The sequence below is a fragment of the Arsukibacterium tuosuense genome (assembly GCF_900215315.1).
Lineage (GTDB): Bacteria > Pseudomonadota > Gammaproteobacteria > Enterobacterales > Alteromonadaceae > Alishewanella > Alishewanella tuosuense.
In genome coordinates, this window is record NZ_OBEB01000010.1 from 12,879 (window position 1) to 25,602 (window position 12,724).

The following is a 12,724-nucleotide window of genomic DNA, read 5'->3' on the forward strand; positions in this document are numbered from 1 at the left end:
GCCGCCAGCGCAGAATCTATTTGTCGCTAAGCCCAGACCTTGCTATGGTTATTTACATCCCCGGAAAAGTTGCAGGTATTATGAAGTTAGCTTTAATCGCCAGCGGACTCGTTGTAGCTTTAATTTCGTACGCCAGCCAGCTTAGCGCTGCCAGTTTAACTATCAATCTCACCAACCAGCAGCAGCAACCGCTGGCTGATGCTGTGGTGGAGTTACGGTCGTTAAGTAATCCCGAGCTTAAGCAACAACGCATTCAGGTCGCTCAGCAAGCATTGACCTTTGTACCTTTTGTCAGCGCCATCCCCGCTGGCAGCGTAGTGGAGTTTCCCAATCTCGATAAAACCCGCCATCATGTCTACTCTTTCTCACCGGCTAAACAGTTTGAAATTCAATTGTACGCTGACAAACCTGAAGCGCCGATCACCTTCGATACCCCGGGTATTGTTGCCCTTGGCTGCAATATCCATGATTACATGCAGGCCTACATTTATGTCAGCGAAAGTAACCTGGTTGCGGTAAGTGACGGGGCTGGCCAGCTGAACTGGCCTGATATCGCGCCCGGCGGGTATCAGCTTTATATCTGGCACCCCTGGCAGCTGGCTGACCGCCAACCGACGGCTTTAGATGTGGTGATGCCAGTGCAAACGGCGGCGTATACCCTTGCGGTGGATCTATCGCAGCAAAAACCACAGGCGCCGCAACGTGGTTTCGGCAGCAGGTAACCACTGAATGTTTAATTCGCTGCGTAGTAAATGGATTAGCTTACTGGTTGTGTTACTCAGCCTGCTGATGCTGCTTACCGGCTACGCGACGTTAAAATCAATGCGGGCCAATTCGTTGCAACAAGCTGAACTGTCTCTGGACGTTGCCAGCAAGGTGTTTCAGCAGGCACTGGATAGCCGGGCTGCCCAGCTAACTAACAGCGTCAGCCTGCTGGCAGCCGACTTTGGCTTTCGCCAGGCTATTGCCACTGCAGAACAAGCTACGATTGAATCCGTGCTGCAAAACCATGGTAGCCGGATCAATGCGCAGCTGGCCTTATTATTAAACCCACAGGGTGAATTGCTGGCCAGCAGTGAGTCGATAGATACCAGCGACATCCGCCAGCTGTTGCCCGCTACGCTGGGGTCCGATGCTGCGACTGATATTTTGCTGATTGATGGCAAGGCCTATCAGCTGGTATTGGTGCCGGTCAGGGCACCGGTGATTATTGCCTGGGTGGGCATGGGGTTTTTAGTCGATGTGCCGCTGGCTGAACAGATTAAAGGGATTACCGGGCTTGATATCAGCTTTACCCAACTGGATAACCGCGCTAACCAGCAGCTGACCACTACCCTGCCAGCTGAAACACAAAGCCAGTTAATTAGTAAACTTGACGATATTATGCGCTATCCCGATGCAACCCATTTTGCTGCTGATTTCAGCTTTATTACCCGTGGTAAAGTGCTTGATAGCGAACAGCGGCTTTGGGCGTTACTGCATATGCCGGATGATCGCTGGCTCAGCAGTTACCAGCAACTGCGCCGGCAACTGGTCGAAATTTTTGCTTTTGGTCTGGTGTTGGCGCTGATTGCCGCCTTCTTGTTTGCCCGCAGTATCAGCAGGCCGTTAAGTCAGCTCAGTCATTTTGCCAGAGATATAGGCCAGGGTAATGCGGCCGTGCCCCCGACTATCAGTCAGGATGAAATTGGAGTACTGACCAGCACGCTGGTCAATATGCAACATAGTATTGCAGCGCGCGAGCAGCAACTGCGCCAGCAGGCCGAACATGACACCCTGACGGGCCTGTTAAACCGCCATGCAGTAGAGCAACGGCTACCCGCTATTTTAAAAACGCAACGCGGTACCTTATTACAGCTTAATATTATTCAGTTTAAACACATCAACGATACCCTTGGCCTGGCCAATGGCGACACCTTGTTGCAACTGTTAGCCCAGCGCTTGGGACATCATCAGCCGGCCGCAGCATTTTGCGCCCGCTTAAACGGTGATGAATTTCTGATGTTGTTTAACGAAAACCTGACCGAACAACAGTTGGTTGACCTCTACAACAGCCTGCAACCCGCTTATAACATTCAGAACTCATTGATAAATTTAAAAATTGCCATTGGTATTTATCCATTTGAACCCGGCCAGGTTTCAGCCAGTGACGCGTTGCGCCGGGTAGATTTAGCGCAGGAAAATGCCAGCCAGGCCGGCGGCGGGATTGCCTTTTATCAGAGCGGCCAGGATGAAACCCATCAGCGTGAGCTGACAATAATCCGTGATTTACCTGAGGCTCTGAACAGCGGTCAGTTGTACGTGGTGTACCAACCCAAAGTTGAGCTGGCATCAGAACAATGCCACAGCGCAGAAGCCCTGATCCGCTGGCAACACCCGCAACTGGGATTTATTTCGCCGGTAGAGTTTATTGCCACAGCCGAGCACTCGGGCAACATCAGCCTGATCACCCAGTGGATGCTGAAAACAGTAGTGAAGCAACTTGCCGCCTGGCAAGCAGACTACCCGACGTTACGGATAGCCGTTAATTTATCGGCGGCCGATTTACTTGACCAGAATTTGCCGCAACAAATCAGCACTTTACTGCAGCAGTATCAGGTTCCCGCTACCGCCCTGGCGCTGGAAGTTACCGAGAGTGCAGTTATGCAGGACACCAGCAAAGTGATTGCTAATTTGAATACCTTAAAAGCGATGGCAATTAATCTGGCAATAGACGATTTTGGAACCGGTCAGTCTTCGCTGGCGTATTTAAAACAACTGCCGGTTAATGAAATTAAAATTGACCGGGCCTTTGTCAAAGACATTGAAACCAACAGTAATGATGCACTTATTGTTAATGCAACCGTCAAACTGGCGCATGGCCTTGGCTTTAAAGTGACGGCAGAAGGCCTGGAGAACCTGGCTGGTTTAAGCTATTTGAAAGAGTCGGGCTGTGACACTGTGCAGGGTTATTTTTTCAGTAAACCCCTGGCAACAGCTGAATTCAGCCAGTGGCTCACTAACTTTGCCGCCACAGCAAAACAGACAGCGGAGCTTTCTGAATGACATTACGGATGCTGCTTATCAGCCTTTTATGGTTGCCGGCAATCGCCTCTGCCGGCAGTAAAATTATTGCCACCGGCGGCGTAACCACAATTGAAGGTAATGCCGGTGGCGGAATTGTGCCCTGGGCAGTAATTAACGGTTATGCCAGCAGCGATGAGTGGGCCCTGACCACATTCGCCGGCCGGGTAGGCGTTAACGATTTTAGCCTGAACAGTGGTGGTGTCGCGCTGAGTCTCGATAATAAATGGGAGCTGTCCTATGCCCGCCAGCGTTTCGCGCTCGAGTCGATTGGCGGCAGCTTATCGCAGGATATTTTTTCTGTGAAGTATCATCTGGCCGGTGAACTGCTTTACACCGCGATGCCGCAAATAAGTGTTGGTGTCCAGCACAAACGTAACGCAGACTTTGCGTTACCACAAGCAGTAGGCGCGAAAAGTGCTAATGGCACTGATTTCTATCTGGCTGCCAGCAAGGTCCTGTTTAATCAGGTAGCAGGCCGTAACCTGCTGCTTAACGGCACGGTACGGGCCACCAAGGCAAACCAGACCGGCTTGCTGGGCTTTGGCAGTAGCAGTGATAACAACTATCAGCTCCTGTTTGAAGGCTCTGCCGCTGTGCTATTGAATTACAACCTGGCGCTTGGTATTGAATTCAAACAAAAACCGGATAACCTGGCCTTTGCTGCTGAACAACACTGGCGCGATGTGTTTGTCGCCTGGTTTATAAATAAAAATGTCAGTTTAACCGGCGCTTACGTTGACCTTGGCAATATCGCTGGTCAGCGGTCGCAAACCGGTTACTATCTGGCGCTGGAGGCAACGTGGTAAAACACAGCGGGTTAGTTATTGCTTGTCTGCTCATGCTGCTCGGCTGCAGCAATCCGGCTCAGACTTCGCTATACCAGCGCCTGGGGGCCGAACAGGGCATTAATGCTATTGTCGATGGCTTACTTTATCAAATTGAACATGACGAACGGATTGTCCATCATTTTGCCGACAGTGATATTGGCCGTTTCCGGGCCATGCTGGCTGAACAGCTGTGCGATTTGACCGGAGGTCCCTGCCAGTATAGCGGCAGTACCATGCAGGAAAGCCATACCGGTTTCAATATCACCCTGGCTGATTATGATGCCCTGGTTGAAGGATTAATAAAGGTTATGCAACGCCAGCAAATCAGCCTTGCCGATCAAAACGCGTTACTGGCACTGTTAGCACCGATGTATAAAGATATCAGTTACCGCTGAACCCGGGAGCTTTTATTAGCCGCGCTGTAAGGCGCCGGCTCAACGGAGCAAAGACAAACACCAATGGAAACGCGCAGGCATGGGCATACAAATAGGCATTTAACCAGGCGACGACGAAGCCACTGAACCAGCCCAGGTTAATGAACGTCAGAATACCTGACATCAGAAATGCCATAAACCCCGACATAATAAATGCAAAAATAACAGCTTGAAATTTGGCTGGGAACATAACACCTCCACATTGCAGGTGCATATCATAACCAAATGAAATGAGGATTGCATGACCCGAATCGTTTTTCTGGACGCCGGCTCGATGGGCGATACGGATTTAAGTCCGCTGCATTTACCTGGCTGTCAGTTACAATGCTTCGACAACACCCCAGCTGAGCAGATAATACCCCGCCTGGCGTCAGCCGATATTGCTATCGTCAACAAAGTACCGCTGCGCGCAGAAACAGTTAACGCCCTACCCCAGCTGAAGCTTATTTGCGTAGCCGCCACCGGGGTAAATAATATTGACCTGCCTGCTGCAGCGGCCAGCGGTATTCGTGTTTGTAATGTCAGGGGCTATGCCGATACAGCTGTGCCGCAGCATGCAATGGCGTTACTGCTTGGGCTGGCCAATCAGATCAGTAATTATCATCAGACGCTGGCCACTGGTGAATGGAGCCGCAGCCCACATTTTTGTCTGCATAGCCACCGTTTAACCGAGCTGGCAGGAAAGTATTTTGTGGTGGTAGGTTATGGCGCCCTGGGTCAGGCAACCGCCAGGCTTGCCAGGGCGTTTGGCATGCAAGTCATCATTAGTGAGCATGCTGGCCAGCCGCATTGCCGGCCTGACAGAGTCAGCTTTGAGCAGGCCCTGCGCCAGGCTGATGTGCTGTCTTTACACTGTCCGTTGACGGCGGCAACGTACCAGCTGCTTAATAGCGAACGGCTGGCACTGCTGCCAGACGGGGCCATTATAATTAATACGGCCCGGGGCGATCTGATAGATGAGCCGGCCTTGCTGGCTGAACTGAAAACGGGCCGGCTGGCAGCCGGGCTGGATGTGCTCAGTAGCGAGCCGCCCGCTGCCAGCCATATTTTATTACAGCAACCGCTGCCTAACCTGCTGCTTACCCCGCACATTGGCTGGGCCAGCCCTGCCGCCAGAGCCAGAATGACGGCACAGCTAGCCGAAAATATAACGGCATTTTTAGCCGGTAAACCGCTGCGCCAGCTATAGCGCGGCTCCGGCTTTCCGGCTACACTGGCAGAAAAAAATGAGCCGTTACTAAACTATGTCAATTCGCAGCAAAATATTGCTCTGCGGCCTGTTACTCAGCAGCCTGTTAGTCAGCCAGAAGGCACAACCAGAAGAATTGGCTGAACGCTTACGCATTGCCTCTGACAATTACGAGCAGGTTATCACCGAACAGCTTTCCCACAATGGACAACGCAGTTACGCAGACTGGCTGGTACTGGCTCAGGCGTATTTAACCGCCAATAATAAAGATGCGGCATTAGCAGCGCTGGAGCAAGCCGGCGAGCTGGCAACCGGTAACCAGCAACAAGCTCATGTTGCGCTGTTACAGGCCAAGGTGTACGGCATTTTATTCAGGGATACCCAGAATGCTATCAGCTATTTACAACAAGCAGACACCTTATTGCACGCCAGTAACAGCATCGCAGAACAACAACTGTACAGTGAAGTGCTAACTAACTTTGCCCAGGCTCACAACCAACTGGGTGATTTAGCAAAGGCCGGACAGTTTGCCCGCCAAAGCCTGACATTATCGCTAAGCCTTAACGATCCGCAGAAAGAGCTGGCAGCCCGGATAATGCTGGGCAGGCTGGCTTTGCAAAACAATCGCTTTGATCAGGCGCATCATCAGCTGCAACAAGCGCTGCTGCTGGCCGACAAACTTAATGACGCTGACGCCCGGGCATCCATTCATTTCCGCTTAGGTATGGCATTCAGAAAAATCGGCGAGCATGCACTGGCGCTGGAGCATATGCAGCAGGCCGCCGGGCTTTATCAAAACCAGAAGAACCTTTCAAGCTACAGCTATGCCCTGGTTTACATGGCTGAAAGCCATCTGGAGAATCCGGAAGGTATCGCGCAGGCTGAGCAATACTTACTGGAAGCGCTGGCAATCAGTGAACAAATAAATAATGTCATGCGCACCGCTATCGTTAAACAAAGCCTGGCGCGGGTCAGCATGTTGCGGGGCGATAATCAGCAGGCAGCACGTTACTATAACGAGGCGCTGCAGCAATTCCGGCAAATTGGTGCGCAAACTTATGTTCAGGAAAGCGCGCTGGCATTAGCCGAGTTATTAATTTTACAACAGCAATTTTTGCAAGGTCAGCAGATCATAACCGAACTCAGCCCGACTATGGATAACGCCGCAAACTATCTGCAGGCCCGCTATTACAATCTTCGTGCTCAGTTAGCAGAACAGCAACAAGATTGGCAACAAGCTTATCAGTTTCAGCAGCAAGCCAGTAAGTTGCAATTTGCCGAATTAACCATAACTACCACAGATAAACTGAGCGAACTGAACGACCAGTTAAGCCAGAGTAGCGCCCAACAGCAAAGCCATGCAGAGTTAATCAAACAGCAGCAAGCTCAACAACGAGAACTCTGGCGCTGGCGAGTCACTGTGCTGGTCCTGGGAATGTTTGCTATCCTTGCTGGATACCTGGCCTGGAGACAGAAAAAACGTTATAGCCAGACACAATCGCTACGATTGGCATTTTTGCTGTCGCACAGTTGGAGCCGGTTTTGTGAACGATTGCAGCAAGATAGCCGCAGTAAACAGCCACTGCATTTGCTTGCTATAGCGTTACAGGATAGCCAGCAACTGAAGCTTAACCAGGGGGAAGAAACACTACGCCAACCGGTGCAGGCGATATTACAAAACCTGACTGACGTGCAACTGGCAGGGTGTTGTATTAACAGTGATGTATTGTGGCTGGGTTACCGGGCCAGTGCTGAAGATGCGGCACACTTTAGCCGGCAACTTGAGCATGAGATACAACTTGCCGTAGCACCACTGGCAAGTGAGGGCCGGCTAATCAGTTTACAACTGGATGTGACTCAGTTGCTGGGATCGCACTGGCAGGCCCGGGATCTGACGACCTTGCGTGAGGCATTCTGGCTATGCTGGAAACTTGCCAGTTTGCAGGACGACCCGGCGCGTTGCTGGCAATTACAACTTACGACTGAGCAACCACGGCCTTGTGAATGGCATAGCAGCAATATCCGGTCGGATATGCTTAATGCGCTACAACTCGGTGCACTTAAGCTGACATTGAATCAGGAACTGCTGCCCACAAATTTAAGTGCGCGGCTGGCCGGTGACCAGGCTGAAACCGGCGAGGACTAGCTCGTTGTTCAGGGCAATTGCCCGTTGATGGTGCAGGAGCGGACATTTAAAGGCAACAGCACAGGCCTGTAACGCCAGGCCGCTCTGGTTCTTGTTGTCTTCGCCGTATCGTGGATCGCCCATGACCGGATGGCCGACTTCCGAGAAATGGCGCCGGATTTGATGCTTCCGACCACTGATTAAGTCAATTTCTAACCAACTGGTATCGGTCAGAGCGTCATATGCCAGTTGTTTAAAGCGGGTCAGACACGCTTTGCCATCCAGAGGGACAGCTATCTCACCAGCGGCAATAAAATCTGCCGCTAACTTGCCTTTAACCTGTACCAGATAGGTTTTCGTCAACTGATGTGCGGCAATCAATTTACTGAAGGCTGCCGCCGCCGCTTTGGTATGAGCAATCAGCACCAGGCCACTGGCCTCGCGATCCAGCCGGTGTAGCAGAAAAACCGGCCGGTTAGCAAAGTGTTGCTCGGCAAAACGCAGCATACTCAGATGGTCGCCCCATTCATTACCTTGTGACAACATACCTGCTGGTTTAAACCAGATACTGTAGGCACGATAGTCGGCAATCAAACTGGCTGCAGGACAGCTACGGCTCAGAATGTCGGTGTCATAATGTAGTTGCAACACCTGCCCCGCCTGCAGCGCATATTGCGCCCGACGCAATCGTTTTACCGGCTTGGTCAGCAGCTGCACAGCGCCTTTATTCATCGCGTCTTTCAGCCGGCCTTTAGGCAGTTCCGGTATTGCAGCGGCTAAAATGGCAATAGCCTGGCCCGCAGCCTGAACCTCAATCCGCCGAGACAACTTCATACCTTTACTATTCCTTTACCAACAAGTTCAGCTGAAATTCAGCGCTTTAGCCTGTAATAGTAACAAATATCCAGGAGATCTGCTTATGAAAACCTTATTGCAAACCGCCATAGCTTTACTGGTAGTTTTACCCCTGCTGAGCTGGGCAGACAGCATTAGTACTGAGCGCAGAAGCCAGCAACAAAACCTGATGCAAACCAATAAAGTGCAAAGTGCCGCAGTAACCCAGAGCTATCAGTCCGAAGTCTGGTTTCACAGTATTGATATCAGTCTGGCGCGGGATGACAACTACAATGGCTACTTTCATCAGTTGTATGTTGAATTTGATGCCGATACAGAATACTCATACCATCAGGTGTTTGCAGAATTAAGCCTGACCCCTGATTTTGGCAGTGAGCGGATTTACTACACCAGTTCAGTGTTTGAACTCTTTGGCGAAAGCAGCAACGACTGGCTGGGCATAGAGACCGACTTACAACACCGGTATCCAGCCAACTTTTATCTGCTGACTATCCGGATCTTCGATGCCAACACAGGCTACTTATTAGCTGAAGCGTCAGGTTATGATTTAAGCGCGCTGGATGCTTTGACGCTGGAAGATTACCAACGCGATCAGATCCAGTCCAGCAGCAGTGTCGAAGTGTCGGCCGGCACAACTGGCGTGGTGGCGTTGTTGACGTTATGCTTGTTGCTATTCAGGCGCCGGGAGCAGAAGTGATTGAGAACCGTTTTTTTGTTATTGTTGTTGCTGGCACCGCTGCTGCAGGCGAATCCACTTCGAATGCAGCAGCAGGTTGCAAACAATCAGCGTTTATTCAGCTATCAGTTCCGCGCTGATGAACAAGACATCGGTTTGCAGTTCGCTCTGGAACCAATAAGTATTCAGCGTAATGGGAATTTGGTGCGGGTTTATGTGCCTGATGTGATGCAACAACAACTATGGCGGGAATTACAGCAAAAAGCGCGACAGGCCGGCCCTTACCAGATTATCCCCGAAGCAGGACCCGTAACAGGACAAGACCCGCAAAATTTTCAGGTGAAGTACTTTTACCCCAGCGGTTCATTGCGGGCGCAAAGCGCTAATACTGAGCGGCTGCAATTACAGCAGCAACTACGCCAATTCAGCCGGCAATTTCAGCAACAATACCTGAGTGACGCCGGTTATCAGCAGCTTACTATGCCCGATAACCGGCAATTGATTACCGTTGATCACCGTAAAATTATTGAACAGAGTCTGGCTGATATTAGCCCTGCAGCCCAAACCATTGTCAGCCAGCTAAACCCAACCAATCAACGACAGTTGGCAGCACTTTTACTGAACTGGGTCCAGTTGATCCCAGGCCACCCGGCTGAACAAGCACAGTACGGCCATAGTTTCACACCACCACTTCAGTTGCTGCGGCAGCATCAGGGAGACAGCGCCAGTAAAACAGTATTATTAGCCACCCTGCTACGTAGCACTCTACCAACCATGAAACAGGCTATCTTGTACTTGCCAGAACGCACGATGTTAGCGCTGGCAATACCTGCTGAACCTGGCGAGCTAACAGTCACGCTGCAAGAAACCGATTATCTGCTAGCAGACCCGTCAGGCCTTCAGCCGCTATCTCTGGGCGAAGTGGCAAAAATACAGGAGGTATTTATCCTTAATCGGTTTTTTGACTATCGCTTGCTCTGAGTTGGCTAACTCTTTCAAATAAATCCTGCCAGCCATCCGGAATACGCCGCACGCCGGCCTGCTCATTCGCCAGTCTGTCTATGTGAATTGATAATCGCTGTAACGGGCCCATGATTTTCCGTTTGTAGCGTTTGGCCAGCAACCAGGCCAGTAACAGTAAAACAGCTGCGTAACTTAACCAATGCAATATAAAACTGCCCAGGCCAGCACTGAACAAGGAGCGACGTTTATCAATCAGGGCTATTGACCAGGGCAAGCCAGCCAACCGCTGAATTTGCAATTGGTATTGCTCAAGGTTATCACCATTAATGAATTCAGAACTGGCAACGACATTACCGGCTTGATCCAGCAATAAGAAATATCGATCAGGGTTGTTTTTCTCCAGGCTTTCCAGCAAGGGAGCCAGCTCCAGTGCTAATACAAATCTACCTGTTTTGCGTTCGTTGACGTAAAAAGGCACACTCATCGCTGCCTGCTCAAGGATAAAATCTTTATAAAAAACCGGATTGCGATCATAGCCATTTTCTGAGCGTTGATTGCGTTGTAACCATTCCATCAGTTGTTCGACAACATAGTCAGACCATTTATGCTGGCCATTGTAGGCATAGCCTTGCTCTGATACGTAGTACAAGTCTTTAAGCGATGTGATACTGGCCGGGGCAATATCGAAATAAGGCTGCAGTTGCATCAGCATCTGCAGCTCCTGATTAAGTGGCTCACTATCGCCAGCAAGCTGGTGCAATATCAGGTCACCAGTAGTTAGCGACAATACCGGTATTTTATCTTCTGCTGGCGCCGTCAGTTGAACAGCAAGCTGAGCCCGGTTTTTAACTGCCTCAGCAAATTGCAATACCGGGGTAAGCTGAGCATCCATTTGCTGAGAAAACATTTCCAGTTGTTGCTGATTACTCTTCACACTGGTGCTGAATTGCAGTAAAAACTGGATAAAGGCGGCAAAAAAACTGAGTAATAATATTATCAGTAAGGAAAATTTGACGGTTCTGTTATATACCGTATAAGCGGGACTGGACATGCAACTCCTTTGCATTGCGTTACTTTTAAGTTTTGCAAATCCTAGACCATTTCTGCTGATAAGCAAACAGTGACGGCGGCTTTTTTGGCCGCCACCACTATAAAATTACAGGTTTGCCTCAGCAAAAGACGCCAGCCGGCTGCGTACCACACCATTCAGGTTAATAGTGGTGCTGCCTTCAAAGTTTTTAAAGCGCTCAACAATATAGGTTAAACCAGACGTCACGGCTGTCAGATAGTTACTGTCAATTTGCGACAAGTTACCTGAGCAAATCAGTTTGGTACCTTCCCCACAGCGGGTAATAATCGTTTTTAACTGTGCAGCACTTAAGTTCTGACATTCATCCAGAATTACTATGGCATTCTGGATACTACGGCCACGCATAAAATTAACTGACTTAAACTGAATATTCGCTTTCTCCATGATGTAGTTAACACTGGCGTGAGGATGTTCATCTGTTTTGTGTAACACCTCTAATGAGTCGGTAATGGCAGCCAGCCAGGGGGCCATTTTTTCTTCTTCGGTGCCTGGCAAAAAGCCTATTGATTCAGCAATTTCGGGAGTATTGCGGGTTACAATGACTTTATCATACTGGCCTCTTTCAATAACCAGCTCCAGCGCAGCGGCCAGCGCGATCAGGGTTTTACCACAGCCAGCCGGCCCGGTCAGGATCACCAGATCCATTTGCGGATCCAGTAAAGCCTGCATAGCCATCGCCTGATAAATATTTTTGGGATGAATGCCCCAGGCATGGCGATGCATCAGGCGCTCGTAACCAAAATCAAGGATCTTAATTTCCTGCTCGGTGATAGCCAGCACCCGCCCGGCGAATGTTTCTGCCTCATCAATCAGATATTCATTAATATAAGCGTTGGGCAGTATTTTACGGCTAACGTAGTGCACGGTATCACGGCCTTCGTTTTCACTGCGACACTCACCGACCTGGCTCCAGAACTCACTACTGAACTTAAAATAGCCCTTATAAAGAAAACGCACATCGTCAATTAACTGATCGGTGCGATAGTCTTCAACCTGTTTCAGCCCGGCACCTTTTGCTTTCAGGCGCATATTAATGTCTTTGGTAACCAGAATGACCTTAACCGGTCCTTTTTCCCGTTGCAGATAAAGCGCCGTGTTGATAATTAAATGGTCATTTTCCCCACCCGGCAAACCAGGAATTTCATCTTTAATATGATGATCATTAATGATAAATAAATGTCCGCCCCCCAAATGTTCATTTTGGCGGGGCAACGCAACCCCTTGCAGCATTTGCTCAGGTGATGCATCCCGCAGCACGTCTTCCAACGCCCGGATAGCGACTCTGGCATCTCTGCTTACGTCTTTATTGCGGTCTTTGATGTGGTCCAGTTCTTCAAGCACCGTCATCGGGATGACGACGTCGTGTTCTTCAAAATTCAGAAAGGCGAAGGGTTCATGCAGCAGAATATTGGTGTCTAACACATAGATTTTCTTTTCTTTGCTTTTTTTTCGCGCCATACGCAGCTCCTTCAAACGAGACTAAAGTTAACCTGTTATCC

At 50.0% G+C, this 12,724-nt stretch carries 12 protein-coding genes; 8 read left to right on the top strand and 4 right to left on the bottom strand.

What is annotated here, in order from left to right; genetic code table 11:
- The first annotated feature begins 80 nt into the window (after positions 1–80).
- The 4 genes from CRO03_RS17220 to CRO03_RS17235 are packed head-to-tail and all read left to right on the top strand — an operon-like array spanning position 81 to position 4,288.
- Complete coding sequence (locus CRO03_RS17220) at positions 81–722, top strand: methylamine utilization protein (RefSeq protein ID WP_097112913.1); 642 nt, start codon at positions 81–83, stop codon at positions 720–722.
- A 7-nt stretch (positions 723–729) separates the two neighbouring features.
- The gene (locus tag CRO03_RS17225; RefSeq protein WP_097112914.1) at positions 730–3,045 is read left to right on the top strand and encodes a putative bifunctional diguanylate cyclase/phosphodiesterase; all 2,316 of its coding nucleotides are present in this window, start codon (positions 730–732) and stop codon (positions 3,043–3,045) included.
- Positions 3,042–3,872 (top strand): DUF3034 family protein, encoded by an 831-nt coding sequence (locus tag CRO03_RS17230; protein WP_097112915.1) that lies wholly within the window; start codon positions 3,042–3,044, stop codon positions 3,870–3,872. Before CRO03_RS17225 ends, CRO03_RS17230 begins: the two co-directional genes overlap by 4 nt.
- Complete coding sequence (locus CRO03_RS17235) at positions 3,866–4,288, top strand: group I truncated hemoglobin (protein ID WP_097112916.1); 423 nt, start codon at positions 3,866–3,868, stop codon at positions 4,286–4,288. The genes CRO03_RS17230 and CRO03_RS17235 overlap by 7 nt, the downstream gene beginning before the upstream one ends.
- Here CRO03_RS17235 and CRO03_RS17240 read toward each other — a convergent pair.
- A complete protein-coding gene (locus tag CRO03_RS17240) occupies positions 4,275–4,517 on the bottom strand; it encodes a DUF2798 domain-containing protein (RefSeq protein WP_097112917.1) in 243 nt (80 codons plus the stop codon). The genes CRO03_RS17235 and CRO03_RS17240 overlap by 14 nt on opposite strands.
- Positions 4,518–4,568: 51 nt before the next feature.
- Here CRO03_RS17240 and CRO03_RS17245 point away from each other — a divergent pair, with 51 nt between their 5' ends.
- Positions 4,569–5,516 (top strand): D-2-hydroxyacid dehydrogenase, encoded by a 948-nt coding sequence (locus CRO03_RS17245; protein WP_097112918.1) that lies wholly within the window; start codon positions 4,569–4,571, stop codon positions 5,514–5,516.
- Between the two features lie 55 nt (positions 5,517–5,571).
- Entirely contained in the window at positions 5,572–7,662 is a 2,091-nt protein-coding gene (locus CRO03_RS17250; RefSeq protein ID WP_097112919.1) for a tetratricopeptide repeat protein, read from the top strand.
- Here the strand turns inward: CRO03_RS17250 and CRO03_RS17255 are convergent.
- A complete protein-coding gene (locus CRO03_RS17255; RefSeq protein ID WP_097112920.1) occupies positions 7,615–8,475 on the bottom strand; it encodes an RluA family pseudouridine synthase in 861 nt (286 codons plus the stop codon). The genes CRO03_RS17250 and CRO03_RS17255 overlap by 48 nt on opposite strands.
- Before the next feature lie 85 nt (positions 8,476–8,560).
- Here CRO03_RS17255 and CRO03_RS17260 point away from each other — a divergent pair, with 85 nt between their 5' ends.
- Both CRO03_RS17260 and CRO03_RS17265 read left to right on the top strand, forming a co-directional pair.
- Positions 8,561–9,193 (top strand): choice-of-anchor H family protein, encoded by a 633-nt coding sequence (locus tag CRO03_RS17260; RefSeq protein ID WP_097112921.1) that lies wholly within the window; start codon positions 8,561–8,563, stop codon positions 9,191–9,193.
- Entirely contained in the window at positions 9,194–10,153 is a 960-nt protein-coding gene (locus CRO03_RS17265) for a hypothetical protein (protein WP_097112922.1), read from the top strand.
- Here the strand turns inward: CRO03_RS17265 and CRO03_RS17270 are convergent.
- Both CRO03_RS17270 and CRO03_RS17275 read right to left on the bottom strand, forming a co-directional pair.
- Positions 10,122–11,186: a hypothetical protein gene (locus tag CRO03_RS17270; protein WP_097112923.1), complete on the bottom strand. Its 1,065-nt coding sequence runs from the start codon at positions 11,184–11,186 to the stop codon at positions 10,122–10,124. The two genes, CRO03_RS17265 and CRO03_RS17270, sit on opposite strands and share 32 nt — an antisense overlap.
- A gap of 105 nt (positions 11,187–11,291) precedes the next feature.
- Entirely contained in the window at positions 11,292–12,683 is a 1,392-nt protein-coding gene (locus tag CRO03_RS17275) for a PhoH family protein (protein WP_097112924.1), read from the bottom strand.
- Positions 12,684–12,724 lie beyond the last annotated feature (41 nt).